We start from the raw sequence: 19,641 nt of genomic DNA, 5'->3' as shown, positions 1-19,641 counted from the left end.
GCCCGGAGGGACCCGCCGCGCACCCCCGGCCTCACTCAGTCGGTGATGTCGTCGAAGCGGTGCGGCGCGAAGTCGTCCTTGCCCGGGTACGGGTAGGTCAGCTTGCGGTGCACCGTCTCCGGCGGCGTCTGCTCGTAGGCCCAGTACTCGGTCTTGTCGTCGTTGGCCCACTTCTCGAAGATCACGACGTGCCCGGCGGCCCCGCCGGTGCCCGGCCCGAGGTTGCCGATGATGTCGCCCTTCTTCAGCTCGCTCTTCTCGATCGGGTGCGAGACGTCGGGCAGCGTCACGGTGCTCAGGCTGGTGTCCAGCTGCCAGGCCATCGACACGTAGCCGGAGCAGTCGGTGCGGTAGCCGTCGTGGTAGTTCTCCATGCTGTACGGCACCGGATCGTCGGACCACTTCTTCGCCCGGTCGATCACCTCGTCGCGCGTGATCGCCGCCGTCGTCGCCACGTCACCGCCCGGCGCGGCCGAGCCCCGCGCCGCCGCGCCCGCCGCCAGCGCCTTCAGCTCGTCGACGGTGCCGTTGAAGCGGTTGACGTCCACCGGGCCGTCCACGCCGTCGACCGAGCCGGAGTCGCTGTACTGCCAGAACGTGTGGGCGTCCCAGCCGCCGATCGAGGACGGCTCGTCCACGCCCCAGTCGGCGATCCACAGTGGATTCTCGCTGAACTCCTTCGTGTCGCCCGTGCAGTCCTTCCAGAAGCCCGGGCTGGTGTAGATGATCCCGTCGCGCTCGGTCTGCTCCTTGACCTCGGCGAGGAACGCCTTGATCCAGTCGCGCATCTCGCCGGCGCTGAGGCCGTAGCACGCGGCGCCGTCCGGGTTGGCCTCCATGTCCAGCACCGGCGGCAGGGACGTGCCGTCGGCCGAGTAGCCCACGGTCTCCAGGAACCGCTGGGCCTGGTCGGCCGCGGCGCCGCTGCCCGGCCTGGCGAAGTGGTACGCGCCGCGGATCAGCCCGGCGTCGGCGGCGCCCTGGTACTGGGTGTCGAACTCGGGGCTGGTGAACGACGTGCCGTCGGTGGCGAGCACGAACGCGAACTCCTGCCCGTCGGCCTTGACCGCCTCGAAGTCGACCGTGCCGTTGTGGTTGGACACGTCGATGCCGGGCGCGTCCTCCGCGTTCCCCACGGCCCGCGCGCCCGGCACGCCGAGCACCCCGAACAGCACGGCCGTCGCCGAGCCGAGCGCGAAGAGCTGCTTCTTGCCGGCCATCAGGACCCCCAAGCGCAGTGGATGTGTGTGTCGTGGCCCGCGTCGCCAGGCCCGAGCACCTCGGTGGCGCCCAGGTCCTCGCACGCCTTCCGGAAGTCGCCGACCTTGCCGTTGCCGGAGCCCACGGCCTCGCCGTCGATGCGGTCGACGTCGAACGCGGTGCCCGCGTAGTGGTAGGACGTGGAGCTGTGGTCGCCTCCCGCGATCGTGGTGACGCGGAACGAGTAGTCCTTGCCGAGCGAGACCATGCCCCGGAGCATGTCGGCCGACAGCTGGACCTCGGTGACGCCGACGTCGCTCCACGGGCTGGTTCTGGCCGGGTCGCCCTCCGAGGTGTCGGTGACGTTCCGCTTCGCGGTGGACTCCGGGTGGTCGTTGCCGCTCACGTGGCTGTCCAGCAGCGTGATGCCGTCGTCGGCGAGTACGTCCTTCGCCAGGTCCTGCCGCGAGGCCGCCGCGGCAGGTTCCGCGGCCAGCAAGGGCAGCACGACGGCGGCCGTGATCGACGCCGCGGTGGTGATCGCTGTCTTGCGCACGCTTCTCTCCTTTCTCTGTCGCGGTGTGCCGGCGATCACCAGAGAAGGGGCTGGCGCTAAACGAAACCTAAAGCTTCTTTAAACCCGCTGGTCAGACCGTTGTCACCGCGGCGAGCGCGGACAGGGCGGTGCGCTCGCACCGGCGGTGGCCGAGCCGGGCGAAGATCCCGGCCGCGGCACGCAGGGTGGCGATCGCGGCGTCGCCGTCGCCGTGCCGCGCCCACAGCCTGCCGAGCCCGAGCAGCGCGTACCCCTGCCCGCGCCGGTCGTCGAGAGCCTGGAACACCTGCCTGCACGCGGCGAGGCTCAGCTCCGCGCGTTCCGGCAGTTCCTGGTCGGCGTACAACTCGCCGAGGGAGTACAGGACGTACGCGCGGGCGTGCCGGTGTCCCAGCTCCGTGAACAGCTCGCACGCGCGCGTGAGCGACCGTTCCGAGCCGGCGAGGTCGCCGGTGGCGCGGTCCAGCTCGCCCAGCGAGCGCAGCACGTGGGCCTCCCAGTGCACGTCGGCGTGCTCGCGCGAGATCTCCAGCGCCGTCTCCAGCCGCTCCCGTGCCTGCTCGTGCTCCCCGCGCCAGCGCAGCACGTCGGCGAGCCGCTTCTCGGCGCGCGCGACCCCGCGCAGCGAGCCGAGAGACTCGGCGACCTGGCGGCTGTTGGTGAAGCAGTCCTCGGCCGCGGCGAGGTCACCGATGTCGGCCAGCAGCGACCCGAGCTGGTCCAGCGCGTCGGCCCGGCACTGGCGGTCGCCGCACAACTGCGCGAGCAGCAGCGCCCTGCGCAGGTCCTCGCGGGCCCGGTCGAGCCTGCCGCGTTCGATGTCGACGTCGGCGCGGGCGGTGAGCACCCGCGCGAGCCCGCGGTCGTCGCCGAGCTCCTCGAAGGCGGTGCTCGCGAGCGCGTAGTACCGCGCCGCGACCCCGGCGCGCCCGCTCTCCCAGCGCAGGTCGCCCAGCGCGCACAGGCTCATCGCCTCGGCCCTGCGGTCGCCGGTGCGGCGGGCGGCGAGCAGCCCGAGCACGGCCACGTCGCGCACGCCGGGGTCGTCGGGGCGCCGCTCGGCCAGCCCCGCGAACGCGTCCGCGAGCTGCCACGTGTGCCGCCACCAGCCGGTGCGGTAGGTCCAGCGGGTCAGCGCGACGAGGTTGCCGCTCTCCTCGTGCCGCCAGCCGCCCGGATCGGCCTGCACGGCGCGCTCGGTCGCCGATGTCGCGGGAGCGGGTGGCGCGGCGGGCGGGAACCGGCTGGCCCTGAGCTTGTCGTGCGCGCGGCCCGCGAGCGCGAGGTAGCCGTGCACGAGCCGTTCCATCGCGTCGGCGGCGCCGGGTTCCTCCTGCTCGGCGGCGAACGCGGCGATGAGGTCGTGCAGCCGGTAGCGCACGAGCCCGGCCGCGTCGCGTCCACCGACCTGTAGCAGCTGGGCGTCGACGAGCCCCTCGCACACGTCCCTCGCGGTGTCGGCGGCGCTGTCGAGCAGCGTCGCGACCGTCCAGCGCGTGCACGTCGGCAGCCCGGCGTGGCCGAGCAGCCGCAGCGCCCGCCGCTGCGGTTCCGGGCATTCGGCGTAGCTCACGTCCACGGTCGCGCGCACGTCGAGGTCGCCGGCGCGCAGCTCCCCGAGCCCTCGGTGTCGGTCGGCCAGCCTCGCCACGAGGTCGGCGATCGGCTCGTGCGCGTGGGCGGCGAGCTTCGCGCCGACGATCCGCACGGCCAGGGGCAGCCCACCGCAGAGCCGCACCAGCTCGCGTGCCTCGCCGGGTTCCGCGTCGAGGCGGGCCCGCCCGGCCAGTGCGGCGAGCAGGTCGAGCGCCTCGGACTCGGCCAGCTCGGGCAGCTCCACGGTCCGCGCGCCCTCGAGGCCGAGCAGGCGCCTGCGGCTGGTCACCAGCACCGCGCAGCCGCTGCCGCCGGGCAGCAGTGCCCGCACCTGCTGCTCGTCCCGCGCGCCGTCGACGAGCACGAGAACGCGGGAGGACGCCGTGCGGGTGCGCCACAGGTGCTGCCGGTCCACCAGTGCCGAGGGCAGCTCGTCGTCGGTGACCCCGAGCGCGCGCAGGAACTGTCCCAGCACCTCGGCCGCGCTCCCGTCGCCCGCCACGAGCTGCGCGTCGGGGAACCGCTCGCGCAGCAGGTGGGCGACGTGCACGGCGAGCGCGCTCTTGCCGAGCCCGCCCTGGCCGCACAGCACGAGCACCCTCGGCGCGCTCGCCGGTGCGGTGAGCGCGCGCCCGATCTCGGCGACGATCTCCGTGCGGCCGGTGAAGTCGGCGATGTCGGGCGGCAGCTGGGCGGGGACGACCCGTTTCGGGCGGCCCGCGGTGACCCGGGGGCGCAGCCCGGCGACGGCGCCGAGCAGCCTGCGCCCCGGCCGCACGCCCAGTTCCGTGGCCAGCGCGGCCCGCGTCCGTTCGAACACCGCCAGCGCCTCACCCTGACGGCCCACGGCGGCGAGCGCGGTGACGAGGTGCGCGGCGAGCGCCTCGTTGGTCGGCTCGGCGGCCACCTGCCCGCGCAGCTCGGCGATCACCGCGCGGTGGGCGCCGAGCGTGAGGTCGAGCGCGATGCGCTGCTCCAGCACGGCGGCGCGCTGTTCGTCCAGCCACGTCGCGTGCGCGTTCACCACGGCGCCGCCGGTGACGTCCTGGAGCGCGGGTGCCCGCCACAGCTCCAGCGCCTCCCGCAGCGCCTGCGCGGCTCCCTTCGGATCGCGCTCGGCGGCGAGCCGGTGCCCGCGTTCGGCCAGTGCGAGGAAGCTCGCCTGGTCGAGTGCATCGTCCGGTACCTCCAGCCGGTAGCCGCCCCGGTACGTCCGCAGCACCTGGCGCGGGTCGCGCGCCGGCACGCCGGGAGCGAGGAGCTTGCGCAGCCCGGACACGCACATCTGCACCATCACCGTGGCGGAGCCGGGCGCGCGGTCCGGCCACAGCTCGTCGACGAGCGTGCTCGTGGGCACGGCCTCGTTGGCCTGGATCAGCAGGGTGGCGAGCACGGTGCGGTGCTGGCCGGGCGACACCCTCTCGCCGTCGGCCGTCAGCGGCCCGAGAACGCCGTAGCGGATCACGTGGCCCCCAGCGTCCGGTTTTCCGTGATCTTCCGCATCGAGCGTGTCCCAGCGGGCCGGTGGTCGCAACACTTCCCGTTAAGCTGGGACGCGGTATGTCCACACGATCCCCCCTCGATGAGCTGCGGTCCCGGCTGCCCGGACTCACGCTGCGCGACGAGCACCGGCTCCGCCGCCGGATCGACGGCGCACGCAAGGCGCGGGACCGCGACGCGGTGGCCGCCCGGATCGCCGCCGACGTCGACACCGCCGAGCAGCGGGTCCAGCGGCGCCGCGCGGTGGTGCCGAAGATCGAGTACCCGGCCGAGCTGCCGGTCAGCCAGCGCAAGGACGACCTCGCCGAGGTGATCCGCGACCACCAGGTCGTGATCGTCGCGGGGGAGACGGGCTCCGGCAAGACCACCCAGCTGCCCAAGGTGTGCCTCGAACTGGGCCTCGGCGTGCGCGGGCAGATCGGGCACACCCAGCCCCGGCGGCTCGCCGCGCGCACGGTCGCCGAGCGCATCGCGAGCGAGCTGGACACCGAGCCGGGCACCGTCGTCGGCTACAAGGTGCGCTTCACCGACACCTCGGGCGACGACACGCTCGTCAAGCTCATGACCGACGGCATCCTGCTCGCCGAGATCCAGCAGGACCGGATGCTGCGGCAGTACGACACGATCATCATCGACGAGGGCCACGAGCGCAGCCTCAACATCGACTTCCTGCTCGGCTACCTGAAGCAGCTGCTGCCGCGCAGGCCAGACCTCAAGCTGATCATCACCTCGGCGACGATCGACCCGGAGCGGTTCTCCCGGCACTTCGGTGACGCGCCGATCGTGGAGGTCTCGGGCCGCACGTATCCCGTCGAGGTGCGGTACCGGCCGGTGGTGGACCCCGACGACCCGGACGGTGATCCCGACCGGGACCAGGTGCAGGCGATCGTCGACGCGGCGCGCGAGCTGATGGCCGAGGGGCCGGGCGACATCCTCGTGTTCCTGTCCGGGGAGCGCGAGATCCGCGACACGAGCGAGGCGCTCACGGCGCTGCGGCTGCCGAACACCGAGGTGCTGCCGCTGTACGCGCGCCTGTCGGCGGCCGACCAGCACCGGGTCTTCCAGCGGCATCGCGGGCGCCGCATCGTGCTCGCCACCAACGTCGCCGAGACGTCGCTGACGGTGCCGGGCATCAAGTACGTGATCGACCCCGGTACCGCGCGTATCTCCCGCTACAGCCATCGCACCAAGGTGCAGCGGCTGCCGATCGAGCCGGTGTCGCAGGCGTCGGCCAACCAGCGCAAGGGCCGCTGCGGGCGCACCTCCGACGGCATCTGCATCCGGCTCTACTCCGAGGACGACTTCGAATCGCGGCCCGAGTTCACCGACCCCGAGATCCTGCGCACCAACCTCGCGTCGGTGATCCTGCAGATGACCTCGCTCGGACTCGGTGACATCGCGGCGTTCCCGTTCGTGGAGCCGCCCGACCGCCGCCAGGTGACCGCGGGTGTGCAGCTGCTGCAGGAGCTCGGCGCTCTCGACACCGCTGCGGGCAGGCTGACCCCGGTGGGCAGGCAGCTCGCCCAGCTCCCCGTGGACCCGCGCATGGGCCGGATGATCGTGGAGGCGGCGAAGAACGGCTGCGTGCGCGAGGTCATGATCATCGCCGCCGGGCTGTCCATCCAGGATCCGAGGGAACGGCCCGCTGAGCAGCAGCAGGCGGCGACCCAGCAGCACGCGCGCTTCGCCGACCCGAACTCGGACTTCCTGTCCTACCTCAAGCTCTGGGACTACCTGCGCGAGCAGCAGAAGACGCTGTCCAACAACCAGTTCCGCAAACGGTGCCGCGCGGAGTTCCTCAACTACCTGCGCGTGCGGGAATGGCAGGACATCTACAGCCAGCTGCGTCAGCTCGCCAAGCAGCTCGACATCACTCTCAACAGCGTTCCGGGCGACCCGCAGCACATCCATACGTCGCTGCTGGCCGGGCTGCTCTCGCACGTCGGGCTCAAGGATCCGGCGAAGGGCGACTACCTCGGCGCGCGTGGTACGCGGTTCTCGGTGTTCCCCGGCTCGGCGCTGTTCAAGAAGCAGCCGCGCTGGATCGCCTCCGCGGAGCTGGTGGAGACCTCGAAGCTGTGGGCCCGCGTCAACGCGCGGGTGGAGCCGGAGTGGATCGAGCCGCTCGCGCAGCACCTGGTGAAGCGCAACTACTCGGAGCCGCACTGGGAGCGCAAGCAGGGCGCGGTGATGGCCAACGAGCGCGTGACGCTCTACGGCATCCCGCTCGTCGCGGGCCGCAAGGTGAACTACGGCCGCATCGACCCCGAGCTGTCGCGGGAGCTGTTCATCCGGCACGCGCTCGTGGAGGGCGACTGGGACACCGACCACCGCTTCTTCCGCGAGAACCTGGCGCTGCTCGACGAGGTCGAGGACCTGGAGAACCGGGCGCGGCGGCGCGACATCCTCGTCGACGACGAGACGTTGTTCGCCTTCTACGACGAGCGCGTCGGTGCCGAGGTCGTGTCGGCTCGGCACTTCGACACGTGGTGGAAGAAGACGCGCCGGGAGCAGCCGGACCTGCTCAACTTCGAGAAGGCCATGCTCATCAACGACTCCGCGGACGCGGTGAGCGAGGCCGACTACCCGGACACGTGGAGCCAGGGGCAGCTGCGCTTCGCGCTGACCTACCAGTTCGAGCCGGGTGCCGACGCCGACGGCGTGACCGTCCACATTCCACTGCCGGTGCTGAACCAGGTGAGTGCTGACGGTTTCGACTGGCAGGTGCCGGGTCTGCGCGAGGAACTGGTGACGGCGCTCATCAAGTCGTTGCCGAAGGCGTTGCGGCGCAACTTCGTGCCCGCGCCGGACACGGCGCGCGAGATACTGTCGCGTGTGGACCCTTCGCGGGGACCGCTCCTGGACGTGCTCGCCCACGAACTGGAGGCGCTGCGCGGCGTGGCCGTGCCGTTCGACGCGTGGCAGCCGGAGGCGATACCGCCGCACCTGCGCATGACGTTCCGCGTGGTCGACGAGCGCAAACGCACGCTCGCCGAGGGCAAGGACCTGGAGGCCCTGCGTGAGCGTCTCGGCGACCGCCTGCGCAAGACCATTTCCGCCGCGGCCGACAGTGTCGAGCGGACCGGGCTCACCACGGCGAAGTTCGGTGAGCTGCCGCAGGTGTTCCAGGCGAAACGCCGAGGGCACGAGGTGAAGGCGTACCCCGCGCTGGTCGACGAGGGCGACAGCGTCGCCGTGCGGATGCTCGACACCCCGGGCCAGCAGCGCAAGGCCATGTGGGAGGGCACGCGACGGCTGCTGCGGCTCAACGTGCCCTCGCCGATGAAGTACCTCAACCGCAACCTGAGCAACACCGCCAAGCTCGTGCTGACCCGCAACCCGCACGGCAGCGTCGCCGGGCTGCTGGAGGACTGCGTGGACTGCGCGGTGGACAAGCTCATCGCCGAGGGCGGCGGCCCGGTGTGGGACGAGGCCGGTTTCGCCGCGCTGCTGGAGCGGGTGCGCACGAGTCTCAACGGGACGGTGCTGACCGTGCTGCGCGAGGTCGAGAACGTGCTGCGCGCCGCCCACGACGTGGAGGCCCGGCTCGCCGACACGCGCGGCGACGCGCTGCGGGAGTCCCTCGCCGACGTCCGCGCGCAGCTGGACTCTCTGGTGCACAAGGGTTTTATCGCCGAGACCGGCTACGACCGGCTGCCCGATCTCGTCCGATACGTGCGCGCGATCGAGCGCAGGCTGGAGAAGCTGCCGAGCGACCCGGCACGCGACGTCGAGCGGTTGCGGGAGGTCGACTGGCTGCGCCAGGAGTACCAGGCGGTGCTCGACACGGTGCCGCCGCGCACCGCGCCGAGCCCCGAGCTCGCGGAGATCCGCTGGATGATCGAGGAACTGCGGGTGAGCTTCTTCGCGCAGACGCTGCGCACGGCCTACCCGGTGTCGGTCAAGCGCGTGCTGCGCGCGCTCGACGACGCAGCGACCTAGTCGAGCTCGGGCCGGAGCTTCGCGACGAGCTCGCCCCTGCTGCGTACCCCTGCCTTGGCGAAGACGGACTTGAGGTGGTCCTGGACCGTGTAGGCGGAGATGGCCAGGTGGTCCGCGATGTCCGATGTGGACCTTCCGGCGATCACCTCGTGGCAGATGTCGCGTTCGCGCGCGGTGAGGCCGTACGCGGCCAGCAGCAGGCCGAGCAGTTCCGAGCCGGACGCGCGCTCCACGGTCACCACGGTCTCGGCGCCCTCGTCGTCGGACAGCAACGTGCTGGCGCGCAACAGGATCCAGCCGCCGGAGGCGTCGCGCGCCCTGGCCCGGAACGTGCCCGTGGCCGCCGCCCGCGCCCCCGCGACGACCGCGCGCAGCAGCACCGCACACCGGCCCGGCGCGATCTCGTCCAGCTCCACCCGCCACGAGCCGGCCGCCGCCGTCGCCGAACGCGGGACACCGTCGGCGCCGACGACGAAGATCGCCTGCTCGTCCGGGCCGCGGGAGCTTCCGGCGCGCGCCGCGACACGCGTGGCCGTCGCGAGCGCGGGAGCCACCGAGGTCACGAACTCCACCTCGCGTTCGGTGAAATCCCCACGCCGCACCATGCCCGCCCCGCCCCAGCACGTGCCGTCGACGCGGAACACGGCGCGTAGCTCGTGGTGCAGTCCCAGCGGCCGCCACACCTCGTTGACCCGGCCGCTGCGTTCGCGGTCGCGGCGGGGCAGCTCCGACAGCCTCGCCACGGGAACCGGCCGGGTGGCCAGCTCGGCGAACGTGTGCGGCTCGGTGCCGTCGTACTCGTAGGTCGCCAGCAGCGGCTCGTACCGGCGGGGGATGAGGGCGGGGCCGCTGGTCATCGAGCTGATCACGGTGGTGTCGGGGTCCAGCGAAGCCCAGCAGGTCAGCTCGGCCGGCACGACCCGGCCGACCAGCTCGATGGCCGCCTTGTGCAGCTCGGTGACCCCGAGTCCGGTGGTCGCCAGCGCGGCGATGTCGCGCCGCGCGCCGAGCGCCCGACCCTCCCACATGGCCGAAGTATGCGCCTCGCGCGCGCCCAGCGGCACCCCACATTTCCGGGATGGAGCCTGCTCTGAGTGGTTCCTACCGTCGGCCCATGACCACGATATACCTCTCCGGGGCAGGCGAGGGTGCCGAACTCGACTCACCCGACGCGACCGTGACCGTGAAGGTGGGCGCCGAGCACACCGGTGGCGCCTACGAGCTGTTCGAGATCGACGCGCCGAGGGGCCCGACCGTGCCGCCTCACCGCACGCCGTGGCTCGTCACCCACTACGTCCTGCACGGGCGCATGGGCGTGTTCGTGGACGGGGAGATCCACGACCTCGGCCCCGGCTCCTCCGTCACCATCCCCGCGGGCACGCCGCACACCTTCACCGTCCACACGCCGTCGGTGCGCTTTCTCGCGCTCAGCACGGGTGAGGCGATGAGCCGCTTCTTCCGCGACGTCCACGAGACCGTGCCGCGCGGCACCCCGCTGGAGAAGGCCGCCGAACTGCTGGGCGAGGTCGTCGCCCGGCATGGCGTGACGCTCGCGGAGTGGTCGCCGTGAACGTGGTCGCGCAGGCCTTCGCGGGGCTCGCCGCGTTCACGCACGTGCTGGTGTTCGTGTGGGAGGCCCTGCTGTTCCGCCGCCCCTCGGTGCACCAGGGCATCTTCCGGGTCGCCGGGGAGGACGTGCCCGCGGTGCTGCTGTGGTCGTTCGGCGTCGGCTTCTACAACCTGTTCCTCGCCTCGGGCACGGTGCTCGGGCTGGTGCTGGTGAACACCGGCGACGAGGCGGTCGGCAGAGCACTGGTGTTCTATACCTGCGGGTTCATGGCGCTCTCCGGTGTCGTGCTGTTCGCCGCCGACCGGATGGCGCTCGGGAGGCCGAGGGGAGCGGGGCTGAGCGGCGCCGCCGGGCAGCTCGGGCCGCCGCTCGTCGTCTTCGCCACGGCGTTTCTCTAGGAGAGCAGGGCGAGCTGGATGACGTACACGGCGAGCGACGCGGCGAGCAGGATCCAGCCGCAGTAGATCATGCGCTTGAGCGCCGTGGACCTCGCGAACGCCATCGGCGAGATCATGTTGGGCCCGGGGAAGGGGCCGAAGGTGTCGGCCTGGCACGAGCACAGCAGCACCACCGCCCACGCCTGCACCGGCACGCCCAGCGCCTCCGCGGTGGGGCCGAACACGCGGTCGATCACGATCACCTGCGCCGCCGACGCACCGGAGATGCCGAGCCAGCCGATGAGCGCCACCACGATGAGGAAGCCCAGCACCCCGAGCGCCCTGAGGTCCGCGCCGAAGCGCTCCAGCAGCACGTCGTAGGGCTTGAGCTCCTCGACCACGGCAAGGAGCGCGGCCAGCATCCAGAACAACAGGAACATGTCGACAAGGCGGCCGCAGCCCTCGTAGATCGCCTTGAGGATCTCGTTGACGGGCATGCGGGCCGCGACACCGGTGACCACCGCCATCACGATGAGGGCGACGACGGCGAACGACGTGCCCGCGCGCGTGACGACGCCGTAGGCCACGAGCACCGCGAAGGTCAGCAGGAACGCGATCGTGCTCCGGCGCGCGCTCGGCGGGAGTGCCGTGTCCTGGTCGCCGATCTCGCGCTCGTCGTAGTAGTCGTCGGCCGAGACGGGATGCCGCTGACACCAGCGGATCACCACGAAGCCGACGGCGAAGCACACGATCGTCAGCGGGCCGCCCGCGGTGAGCACGTACTCGGGGTAGCTCACGCCGGAGTACTCGCGGATCGCGACCATCGAGCCCACGAACGGGGCGACGAACATGCCGCACGCGCCGCCGATGAACATCATCAGCGCGGTGCTGGAGCGGGTGAAGCCAAGCCGGGCGGCGATCGGGATCACGATCGGCGCCGCGATGGCGAACGCGCCGATGAGCGTGCCCAGTGCGATCACCAGCACGCCGGAGGCGATCATGATGCTCAGCTGGGCGCGGACGGCGGTGTCCACCCCGAACCGGTCCACGATCATGCGCACGAGATACGTCGCGCCGCGCGTGCGGGTGAGCACCTCGCCCAGCCCGGCGCCGAGCATGATGATGAGTCCGATTTCGACGATGTCCGAGCCGAGCGCGGTGCCGAGTATGCCGGCCGCGTCGATCGGATCGCTGTGGAGCAGCAGGAAACCGGACACGAGCGCGGCGACGCTGGCGAGCATGATGTCGAGGCCGACGAGCACGAGGATCGCGTAGATCGCGATCGGGGCGAGCCCCCACAGCGTCGGTCCGTCCACAGTGAACCCGACCACCAGGCTCATCCCGAGCGCGAGCGCGGTGAGTGCGATCTGGGTCGCTCTGCGCGCGGGGGAGATCCGTTCGCCGCTCTCGGGTTGCGGCGGTGCCGCCTGCTGCTGGACGTCGGACATGAGGTGGTCTCCCTCGGTTCGGTTGCTGGACGGGGACGTTAGCTGGCTAAAGTTGCGTCTGCAAGAAGCTACGCAACAGATATTGCATTCTTGTTTCCGGCTGCCGTAGCGTCACCTCGACGCAACAGGAGGGATCCGCATGACCCGCACGCTCGACCTGATCGTCCGCCGCGCCCACGTCGCCGACGCCGAAGGAGAGCGGGGGGTGGCCGACGTCGGCGTCGCGGACGGGATGATCACGGCGGTCGAGCCGGAACTGTCAGCCACCGCCGCCAGGGAGGTCGACGCCGACGGGCTCGTGCTGCTGCCGGGAGTCGTGGACAGCCATGTGCACCTCACCGACCTCGCCGGCAGCGATCCGGCTGGCCGCTCACCCGCGCACGAGCGGCTGGCGCGGGCGGGCGTGACCACGGCCGTCGAGTTCTTCGACTTCCGCACCGTGCTCGACCAGTGGCACGCCTCGGCAGCGGGCCTCACGATCCTCGGCCTGCAGGGGCTGCCCGCCTACACCGACGGCACCCCGGCGGGCCGCATCCGCGACGACGTCGGCGCCGCGCTGCGGGAGGGCGCCATCGGCATCAAGCTGCTCGGCGGGCACTTCCCGAGCACGCCGGACGCCTCGGCGCGCGCGATCGCGGAGGGCGCCGACGCGGGCTGCTACGTCGCCTTCCACGCGGGCACCACCGCCAACGGCAGCAACCTCGACGGCATGCGCGAGGCCCTGCGGCTCGCCGACGGCAGGCCCCTGCACCTCGCGCACACCAACGCCTATCTGCGCGGCGCCGTCACCGACCTCGTCGAGGAGAACCGGATCGCGCTCGCATTGCTGCAGGAGCATCCCGAGGTGGTCAGCGAGGCGCACCTGGCGCCGCTCAACCTGTGCCTCGGCGGGCTCGACGGCGACCGCTTCACCGACCACATCGTGGTCAACTGCCTGCGCATCGGCGGCTACTCCACGGACAGGGCGGGCCTGGTGCGGGCGTTCGCCGACGGCTTCGCCCACTGCCTGCGGCAGGAGGCGGGGCAGGCGGTGCCCGTCACCGGTGACGCCGGGCGGGAGGTGTGGGAGAGCGACCCCGCCCGCGCGTCGCTGTGCTTCCCGGTGAACCGGCGGCTGTCGGGGTTCATGCAGAGCTGCGCCCGCCGCGACGCGAACGGGACGCTGCGCTTCGACGGTGCGGGCGACTTCGTGGTGGACGCCATCTCCTCCGACGGCGGCTACTGGCGAAACCTCGTGCTGGACCAGGGGCTCGCGCTCGTCCAGTTTGGCGCGCTGAGCCTGCCGCAGCTGGCCCACAAGACGAGCCGCGCGCCCGCCGCGTTGTTCGGCGTGCCCGGCAAGGGCCGCATCGCACCCGGCTTCGACGCCGACCTCGTCGCCGTCGACAGTGGACGGAGGTCGGTGCGGCTGACCGTCGCGATGGGCCAGGTGATCTTCGACGGCGAGCGCGTGGTGGGTACCGGCGGCACGGTGCTCACCACCGAGCACGGCACAGCCGCGCTGCGGGCCCGCCGCATCCCGCACCGGGTCCTCGACCTGGCGGACAGCGACTTCCTCACGCGCGGCACGCCCGTCGCCTGACCGCAGTGAAGGCCACCTTGCCTGCGTTCAACGCAGTGAAGGTGGCCTTCACTGCGCCCGCCGGGCTCCCACCGGCACCCAACCGGAGGCTCCGCGCCGCTGTGCCGGGTTCCACGCAGTGAAGGCCACCATGCTTGCGTTCAACGCAGTGAAGGTGGCCTTCACTGCAGTCGGGCGGGAGACGGCTACTTCGCGTCGGAGTAGGCGTCCACGATCGCCGCCGGCATGGGGAAGCGCACCGGGCAGGCGGCGCCGAACACGCGCGCCGTGGTCTCCGCGACCGCGTCGGCCAGGCACGCGCCCACGCGCTCGGCCAGTGCGGCCGGGGTGTGCACGAGCACCTCATCGTGCTGGAAGAACACCAGGTGCGCGGGCTCGGGAAGCCGCTGGCGCAGGGTGGCCAGCAGCACCGCCGTCCAGTCCGCCGCGCTCGCCTGCACGACGAAGTTGCGCGTGAACCTGCCCCAGTCGCGCGCGGCCCTGCGCGCCTGGTCCTCGTTCGCCGTGCCACCCGTCAGCGCCCGCCACGCCGCCGAGGGCGGAGGCGAGGTGCGGCCCAGCCGCGAGCGGACGATCTCACCGCGTTCGCCCGCCAGCGCGGCGTGCTCCACATAGGACACCGCCGCTGGGAACCGTTGCCGCAGCAGGGCGAGCAGCGACGCGGCCTCGCCCGCCGTGCCGCCGTACATCGCCGAGAGCATCGCGATCTTCGCGCGGCCCCTGTTCTCGCCGTCGGCCCCCTTGCCGGGGAACATCGCCTCGGCGAGGCTCGTGTAGAGGTCGGCCGAGGCGGAGACGTCGGCGAGCTGCCGGTCGCCGGACAGCGCGGCGAGAATGCGCGGCTCCAGCTGCGCGGCGTCGGCGACCACCAGCTTCCAGCCAGGGTCCGCGCGCACGCACGAACGCAGCACGCGCGGGATCTGCAACGCGGCGCCGCCCCGGCTGGCCCAGCGCCCCGACACCACGCCGCCGACGACGTACACCGGGCGGAACCGGTCGCCGTGCACCCACTGCTCCAGCCACGCCCAGCCGTGCGCCGAGTGCAGCCGCGCGAGCTCCTTGTACTCCAGCAACGGAGCGACGGCGGGGTGGTCGACGCCGCGCAGCACGTGGGCCCTCGCCGAGGGGATCGCGATTCCGGCCCGGCCGAACGCGCGCACGACGCTGCCGGGGTGGTCGGGGTTGAGCGCCCGGCCGCCGAAGGCGTCCTGGACCCGCTCGGCGAGTTCGGCCAGCCTGCGCGGCCGTTGCCCGCTGGGCACGCGCGGCCCGAGCAGCTCGGTCAGCAGCGCGTCGTGCAGGTCGGCCCGCCACGGCAGCCCGTCGGCCGACATCTCCGCCGCCGCGAGCGCGCTCGCCGCCTCCGCGGCCACGAGCAGGCGGATCCGCTCGGGGTGGGGGAGCAGGCCGATCCGGCGCTCCTGCTCGGCGAGTACCACCTCCATCGCCTCCAGCGCGCTGACGCCGGGCGGGAGCCCCGAGCCGCGCGGGTCGAACAGCGTCGGCTGCTCGTCGAGATCCGGGTGAGCCGCCCTCGGTTCGGCGGGCGGTTCGAGCCCTCGGGCCCTGGCGTAGGCGGCGGCCAGGCTGCGAGATTGCTCGTGCCGGCCCTCGTGGGCCAGCAGGATTCCCTCGATCAGGGAAAGATCATGACAGCGGCGCACCCGGACGCCGCCCTCCAGCAGTACCGGATAGTCGTGCTCGACCGACGCGAACACCCAGCGCGGGCGTAGCTCCCGCTCCCAGCGGGCGGCGTATTCCACCAGCTCACCGGGCGAGAGCCGGGGTGGGACGGGAAGCTCTCCCTCGAGTGCGCGCACGGCATGGACACCCTCCGCTTCCCGCGCGACGATCAGCTGCACGGTCCGATTCTGCGTGCGGGCACCGACAGGTTACGGTCGACGGTCGTGGCTACTAGCCGGTAGGTTGTGCTCGTCGAGCTCGAGGAGGTGCCCTGATGAGAAGGCCGCCCACCGTGGCCGAGTTGGCAGGCCGGGTTTCGGAGACGGCCCGCAGTGTCGAGGTGCTGTGGCGTGCGGGACTCGTCCCGATCCCACGGGTCGACGAGGGCATCCGCTCGCTGTTCGCCACCCGCCGCTACGGCCCGCTCGCCGGTGCCGTGCGCATCGCGGCCCACCGCGACCCGCTGGCCGTCGGCATCGTCGACGAGCGCGGCCCGCTCACGTTCTCCCAGCTCGACCAGCAGTCCAACGCGCTCGCCCGCGCGTGGTCCGAGCGCGGCGTGCGGCCGGGCTCGGCCATCGCGGCGCTGTGCCGCGACCACCGCGGCCTGGTGGTCACCATGCTCGCCGCCGGCAAGCTGGGCGCGCCGCTGCTGCTGATGAACACCGGCTTCGCCAAACCGCAGCTCGCCGACGTCGCCGCGCGCGAAAAGGTGGAGGTGCTGGTCTACGACGAGGAGTTCACCGCGCTGCTCGACGGCATCGAGGGCGTCGACCGCTACCTCGCGGGGACCGACTCCGACCTGGCGGGGCACCAGCTGCCGGTGCTCGAGGAGATCATCGCGAGCACCGACGACCGGCCGTTGCCCGCGCCGGAGAGGCCGGGTGGGCTGGTGCTGCTCACCAGCGGCACCACGGGCACCCCGAAGGGCGCGCCGCGGCCCAGGATCTCGCCGCTGCACTCTGCGCAGTTCCTCGACCGCATCCCGCTGCGGGTCGGCGAGGCGACGTTCATGGGCGCGCCGCTGTTCCACGGCACCGGCATCTCGCAGTTCATCCTGTCGCTCGCGCTCGGCTGCAAGGTGGTGCTGCGGCGCAGGTTCAACGCCGAGGAGACGCTGCGCCAGGTCGCCGAGCACAGGTGCACGGCGGTCGTACTGGTGCCGACGATGCTGCAGCGGATCATCGACCTCGGTCCCGAGGTCATCGGCCGCTATGACACCTCCAGCGTGCGGATCATCTTCGTCGCGGGCTCGGCGCTGCCGCCCGACGTGGGCAACCGCGCCACCGAGATCTTCGGCCCCGTGATCCACAACCTCTACGGCTCCACGGAGGTCGCCGTGGCCACCGTGGCCACGCCCGAGGACTGGCGCAAGGCACCGGGCACCGTGGGCAGGCCGCCGGTCGGCTGCCGGGTCGCCCTGTACGACGAGCAGGGCAACCGCATCACGAAGCCGCACGTCACCGGGCGGGTGTTCGTGGGCAGCGGGCTCGCGTTCGAGGGCTACACCGACGGCAGGCACAAGGAGATCATCGACGGCCTGCTTTCCAGCGGCGACGTCGGGCACTTCGACGAGGACGGCCTGTTGTTCATCGACGGCCGCGACGACGAGATGATCGTCTCCGGCGGCGAGAACGTGTACCCCGTCGAAGTGGAGAACCTGCTGGTCGAGCACGAGGACGTGGCCGAGGCCGCCGTGATCGGCGTGCCCGACGAGGAGTACGGGCAGCGGCTCAAGGCGTTCGTGGTGCTCACCAAGGGCGCCTCGCTGGACGCCGACGCCGTGCGCGACTTCGTCAAGCGCAACCTGGCCCGCTACAAGGTGCCGCGCGACGTCGAGTTCCTCGCCGAGCTGCCCCGCAACGCCACGGGCAAGCTGCTGCGCGGTGAGCTGAGCTGAGCGTGCCCGACGAAAGTCGCTAGGCCCAGCCGATCCCGAAGACGCCGGGGCCGAAGTCCAGCGCGATGGCGTGCACGCTGTTGCCCTCGTCGATCTTGAGCGCGCGCGACTCGGCCTCCTCGGTGTCCTCGGGACGGGCGTACTGCCAGCACTGTGAGGGCGTCGCCCCCATTCCGAAATGCACCTCCAGAAGGTATTCCGGAATGGGGTGCCAGAATTCGCGGAAATGCGCTTTGTGGGATTCCGGTCCGGGCGCGTGGTGGTAGCGGAGGGCGTATTCGACGAGGTAGGTCTCGCCGGTGTCGATGGGGTGGCCGAAAAGCAGTTCGGCGAGGGTGAGCCCCGCGTCGGCGTCGACCTCGACCCTGCCGATGCTGCAGTTGCGCAGGGGTTTCAGCGCCGGTGCGCGCTCGCCGGAGCCGTCCTGGCGGTAGGCGAGCAGCCAGCGGTCCTGCCCGTCGGCGCCTGCCTTGAAGACGGCGGTGGCCGTGACCGCGCTCTGCCCGCCGTCGGCGGAGATCTCGCATCGGTCGTGCAGCCCGACGAGGGTGATGTCGGAGTGCGCGTCGAGGGTCAGCGGGCGCGCGGTGTCCTCCGCGCGCCTGCGGGAGGACGACGTGCCCCGCGGCCGGGGCGGTGGCAGCAGCCCGAGCAGGGCGCCTGAGGGCAGTTCGAGGATCTGTTCCAGCGCGCGGACCGCGGAAATGGAGCTCTGCCGTTCCGGTTGACGTTTTCCGGACTGCCAGTAGCTCAAGGCGGTGACGCTCACGGTAATACCGTGTTCCTGCAGCCGGGCCTGAATGCGGTCGAGTCCGAGGCCGCTCGTCGAAATGGCCCCTCTGAGGGCCGACGAGAATGCGGTGCCACCCAATTTCCGGCTCGCCCCCCGACGATAGCGGCCATAACGATATGGACAAGGTTAGCAGCGCTCTGTAACGACCGTGGGTCTGGCTGCGCAGGGTGACCATACACCCTAACGGTCTACCCACGTGTGGGCCAAACAGCCTACAACTGGTAACTGTGAATTATTGCCCAACTGCATCCCGTCCAGTTTGCATGGCTCACGTACTGCTGGGGACGAGGAAGGAAGCCAATGGGCAACTCACGGAAGCTACGGCGGAGCCTCACCACGGGAGCGGTGCTCGCGGGCATCACGGGCGTGGTCGCCGTCAACATGGGAGCGGCACAGGCGGCCCCGGCCGAAGGCACGATCCTGTCGGCCGACACGCCGAACGCGGTCTCGGACAGCTACATCGTGGTCCTGAAGGACAACGTCGTCACTTCCACCGTCTCCTCGCTGGCGAACTCACTCGCCGGTGACTACGGCGCCAGCGTCACGCGCACCTTCGGCAGCGCGCTCGACGGCTTCTCCATCAAGGCGAGCGAGGCCGAGGCCAAGCGGCTCGCCGCCGACAGCGACGTGGCCTACGTCGTGCAGAACCAGCGGATCCACACGCAGCAGACGGCCTCGTGGGGACTCGACCGCATCGACCAGACGGACCTGCCGCTGGACGACGCCTACAACGTCACCAACAAGGCCGACAACGTCACGGCCTACGTCATCGACACCGGCGTGACCGCCGACCACCCCGACTTCGGTGGCCGCGTCACCGGCGGTGCGGACTTCATCGACAACGACGACGACCCGACCGACGAGAACGGCCACGGCACCCACGTCGCGGGCACCATCGGCGGCGAGACCTACGGCGTGGCCAAGGGTGTGCAGATCGTCCCTGTCCGCGTGCTCGACGCCAACGGCAGCGGCACCACCGAGCAGGTCGTCGCCGGGATCGACTGGGTCGCGCAGAACGCGAGCGGGCCGTCCGTCGCCAACATGAGCCTCGGCGGCACCGCCGACCAGGCGCTCGACGACGCCGTGCGCGGCGCGATCTCCGCGGGCGTCACGTTCGGCATCGCGGCGGGCAACGAGGGCCAGGACGCCGGCAACACCTCGCCCGCCAGGGTCACCGAGGGCATCACGGTCGCCGCGAGCGACAACCAGGACGCCCAGGCCGACTTCTCCAACTACGGCGAGGTCGTCGACCTGTACGCCCCGGGCGTGGACATCACCTCGGCCTGGAACGACGGCGGCGAGAACACCATCAGCGGCACCTCGATGGCCACGCCGCACGTGGTCGGCGCGGCCGCGCTGTACCTCTCGGCCAACCCGGACGCCGCCCCGGCCGACGTGGAGAGCGCCCTGACCTCGGCCGCCACCCCTGACAAGATCACCAACCCGAGCGCGGGCACGCCGAACCGCCTGCTCTTCGTGGGCGAATGAGCTGAC

The 19,641-nt window shown here is 71.8% G+C and carries 13 protein-coding genes; 6 read left to right on the top strand and 7 right to left on the bottom strand.

What is annotated here, in order from left to right:
• Positions 1-35: 35 nt before the first annotated feature.
• The 3 genes from BA062_RS31290 to BA062_RS31280 all read right to left on the bottom strand — a co-directional run bounded on the left by BA062_RS31290 (position 36) and on the right by BA062_RS31280 (position 4,889).
• Complete coding sequence (locus tag BA062_RS31290; RefSeq protein ID WP_245960094.1) at positions 36-1,220, bottom strand: GH25 family lysozyme; 1,185 nt, start codon at positions 1,218-1,220, stop codon at positions 36-38.
• Positions 1,220-1,756: a carboxypeptidase gene (locus BA062_RS31285; protein ID WP_245960093.1), complete on the bottom strand. Its 537-nt coding sequence runs from the start codon at positions 1,754-1,756 to the stop codon at positions 1,220-1,222. The genes BA062_RS31290 and BA062_RS31285 overlap by 1 nt, the downstream gene beginning before the upstream one ends.
• Before the next feature lie 91 nt (positions 1,757-1,847).
• Complete coding sequence (locus BA062_RS31280) at positions 1,848-4,889, bottom strand: AfsR/SARP family transcriptional regulator (protein ID WP_110342729.1); 3,042 nt, start codon at positions 4,887-4,889, stop codon at positions 1,848-1,850.
• Between the two features lie 23 nt (positions 4,890-4,912).
• Here BA062_RS31280 and hrpA point away from each other — a divergent pair, with 23 nt between their 5' ends.
• On the top strand, positions 4,913-8,794 hold the full coding sequence (hrpA, locus tag BA062_RS31275; RefSeq protein ID WP_110342728.1) for an ATP-dependent RNA helicase HrpA: 3,882 nt from the start codon (positions 4,913-4,915) through the stop codon (positions 8,792-8,794).
• On the opposite strand, the gene BA062_RS31270 is transcribed toward hrpA, so the two are convergent.
• Positions 8,791-9,822 carry a helix-turn-helix transcriptional regulator gene (locus BA062_RS31270; protein WP_110342727.1) on the bottom strand — a complete coding sequence of 344 codons (1,032 nt, stop codon included), beginning with the start codon at positions 9,820-9,822 and terminating at the stop codon, positions 8,791-8,793. The genes hrpA and BA062_RS31270 overlap by 4 nt on opposite strands.
• An 86-nt stretch (positions 9,823-9,908) precedes the next feature.
• Here BA062_RS31270 and BA062_RS31265 point away from each other — a divergent pair, with 86 nt between their 5' ends.
• Both BA062_RS31265 and BA062_RS31260 read left to right on the top strand, forming a co-directional pair.
• Positions 9,909-10,364: a cupin domain-containing protein gene (locus BA062_RS31265; protein ID WP_110342726.1), complete on the top strand. Its 456-nt coding sequence runs from the start codon at positions 9,909-9,911 to the stop codon at positions 10,362-10,364.
• Entirely contained in the window at positions 10,352-10,762 is a 411-nt protein-coding gene (locus BA062_RS31260) for a DUF1304 family protein (RefSeq protein ID WP_245960092.1), read from the top strand. Before BA062_RS31265 ends, BA062_RS31260 begins: the two co-directional genes overlap by 13 nt.
• Here the strand turns inward: BA062_RS31260 and BA062_RS31255 are convergent.
• Entirely contained in the window at positions 10,759-12,189 is a 1,431-nt protein-coding gene (locus BA062_RS31255; RefSeq protein WP_110342725.1) for a Na+/H+ antiporter NhaC family protein, read from the bottom strand. The two genes, BA062_RS31260 and BA062_RS31255, sit on opposite strands and share 4 nt — an antisense overlap.
• Before the next feature lie 139 nt (positions 12,190-12,328).
• Between BA062_RS31255 and BA062_RS31250 the strand changes: the two genes are divergently transcribed.
• On the top strand, positions 12,329-13,771 hold the full coding sequence (locus BA062_RS31250; RefSeq protein WP_110342724.1) for an amidohydrolase family protein: 1,443 nt from the start codon (positions 12,329-12,331) through the stop codon (positions 13,769-13,771).
• A 185-nt stretch (positions 13,772-13,956) separates the two neighbouring features.
• Here the strand turns inward: BA062_RS31250 and BA062_RS31245 are convergent, their stop codons facing one another.
• Positions 13,957-15,633, bottom strand: coding sequence for a bifunctional 3'-5' exonuclease/DNA polymerase (locus BA062_RS31245; protein WP_110342723.1), 1,677 nt, complete (start codon positions 15,631-15,633; stop codon positions 13,957-13,959).
• Positions 15,634-15,728: 95 nt separating this feature from the next.
• Between BA062_RS31245 and BA062_RS31240 the strand changes: the two genes are divergently transcribed.
• Positions 15,729-17,354 (top strand): acyl-CoA synthetase, encoded by a 1,626-nt coding sequence (locus tag BA062_RS31240; protein WP_110342722.1) that lies wholly within the window; start codon positions 15,729-15,731, stop codon positions 17,352-17,354.
• A 19-nt stretch (positions 17,355-17,373) separates the two neighbouring features.
• On the opposite strand, the gene BA062_RS31235 is transcribed toward BA062_RS31240, so the two are convergent.
• On the bottom strand, positions 17,374-18,225 hold the full coding sequence (locus BA062_RS31235; RefSeq protein ID WP_110342721.1) for a hypothetical protein: 852 nt from the start codon (positions 18,223-18,225) through the stop codon (positions 17,374-17,376).
• A 222-nt stretch (positions 18,226-18,447) separates the two neighbouring features.
• On the opposite strand from BA062_RS31235, the gene BA062_RS31230 reads away from it, so the two are divergent.
• The gene (locus tag BA062_RS31230; RefSeq protein ID WP_110342720.1) at positions 18,448-19,635 is read left to right on the top strand and encodes a S8 family peptidase; all 1,188 of its coding nucleotides are present in this window, start codon (positions 18,448-18,450) and stop codon (positions 19,633-19,635) included.
• The last annotated feature ends 6 nt before the right edge of the window (positions 19,636-19,641 follow it).

The organism is Prauserella flavalba, assembly GCF_003202235.1.
Lineage (GTDB): Bacteria > Actinomycetota > Actinomycetes > Mycobacteriales > Pseudonocardiaceae > Prauserella_A > Prauserella_A flavalba.
This window is presented reverse-complemented; position numbering and strand designations above follow the sequence as displayed.

What these genes read in the sequence shown, in the direction of transcription:
- BA062_RS31255 (WP_110342725.1), bottom strand. Translation starts at nt 12,189, where the DNA reads ATGTCCGACGTCCAGCAGCAGGCGGCACCGCCGCAACCCGAGAGCGGC.
- BA062_RS31230 (WP_110342720.1), top strand. Translation starts at nt 18,448, where the DNA reads ATGGGCAACTCACGGAAGCTACGGCGGAGCCTCACCACGGGAGCGGTG.
- BA062_RS31265 (WP_110342726.1), top strand. Translation starts at nt 9,909, where the DNA reads ATGACCACGATATACCTCTCCGGGGCAGGCGAGGGTGCCGAACTCGAC.
- BA062_RS31290 (WP_245960094.1), bottom strand. Translation starts at nt 1,220, where the DNA reads ATGGCCGGCAAGAAGCAGCTCTTCGCGCTCGGCTCGGCGACGGCCGTG.
- BA062_RS31240 (WP_110342722.1), top strand. Translation starts at nt 15,729, where the DNA reads ATGAGAAGGCCGCCCACCGTGGCCGAGTTGGCAGGCCGGGTTTCGGAG.
- BA062_RS31250 (WP_110342724.1), top strand. Translation starts at nt 12,329, where the DNA reads ATGACCCGCACGCTCGACCTGATCGTCCGCCGCGCCCACGTCGCCGAC.
- BA062_RS31270 (WP_110342727.1), bottom strand. Translation starts at nt 9,822, where the DNA reads ATGTGGGAGGGTCGGGCGCTCGGCGCGCGGCGCGACATCGCCGCGCTG.
- hrpA (WP_110342728.1), top strand. Translation starts at nt 4,913, where the DNA reads ATGTCCACACGATCCCCCCTCGATGAGCTGCGGTCCCGGCTGCCCGGA.